At 37.7% G+C, this 1,063-nt stretch carries 2 pseudogenes; one reads left to right on the forward strand and one right to left on the reverse strand.

Annotated elements, in window-relative coordinates:
• Positions 1-206, forward strand: a pseudogene (locus H1P_RS35550) (photosystem II q(b) protein); the annotation flags it as partial.
• A gap of 152 nt (positions 207-358) precedes the next feature.
• On the opposite strand, the pseudogene H1P_RS39195 reads toward H1P_RS35550, so the two are convergent.
• Positions 359-874: pseudogene (locus H1P_RS39195) on the reverse strand (RNA-guided endonuclease InsQ/TnpB family protein).
• Positions 875-1,063: the final 189 nt, after the last annotated feature.

Raw genomic sequence — 1,063 nt, forward strand, 5'->3', positions numbered from 1 at the left:
TGGCATTCAACCTCAACGGATTCAACTTCAACCAATCAATCATCGACTCTCAAGGTCGTGTGGTTAGCACTTGGGCTGATATCTTAAACCGCGCTAACCTAGGATTTGAAGTCATGCACGAAAGAAATGCACACAACTTCCCCTTAGACTTAGCAGCAGGCGAAACTGCTCCCGTAGCATTAACTGCTCCTGCTATCAACGGTTAGGTTTCTAATGCTAACTTTGATTACAGCTAAGTAGATTTTAAGAAAGCGTCTCTCTATTTTTAGGGAGGCGTTTTTTTATTTTTATTATCAAAACATTCAAACAATTAACAACAACCTGATACCAATTATCATTAATGGCTATATAGATCATTTTAAAACTGTCGGTTGGGTTTCAAGAACGATATAAAGTACCTGTTACTAGGGTCTTTGGATATAGTGACGCTTTTTGGTTCGCCAGTAAAATATCTACTCCATCTAATTTTTAGAGGTTGAGACATTTTGGCTAAAGTTAATGTGCCATCTTGCCACTTAAAAGCATTTGGCGCATAGTGAGCCGATTGTCTATTATTCTTTCTCTTGAATCTAGGATATTTGGTTTTACCCTTGAAGAAGTTCCCAAATGCAGTGTTTAGATGCCTTAGTCCTTGCTGCAAAGGTACGGCTGAAACTTTTTTTAACCAAGGTTTCTCTGGGTCTTTCTTTAACTTAGTTAGAGCGTTAGAAGTGTCTGTATAGCTAAGAGATACCTGATCTTGGTAGTAGCTATTAGTTCTTAGTGCTAATGCCCAGTTATATACGAACCTAGTACATCAGAACGTCTGCGCTAACTCTAATCGTTGCGCTGAAGTTGGGTAAAATCTAAATTTAAAACCTCTAAGCTGTTTCATGAGCTGATTTTACCACAAACATGGCTACGTTGTAAAACTCATCCCCGACGTTGCCAAGTTCGCTATCAACACGTAGGGCTGTTTCATTCTTAATTAAAGTCAGGTAAATTAAAGTAAAAGCTTAATTTGACCGTGCAATGACTTCAATAAACTTAGATAAAAGCTTAATTGACTATTTCAAACAAATCC

The organism is Hyella patelloides LEGE 07179 (assembly GCF_900659865.1).
GTDB classification, from domain to species: domain Bacteria; phylum Cyanobacteriota; class Cyanobacteriia; order Cyanobacteriales; family Xenococcaceae; genus Hyella; species Hyella patelloides.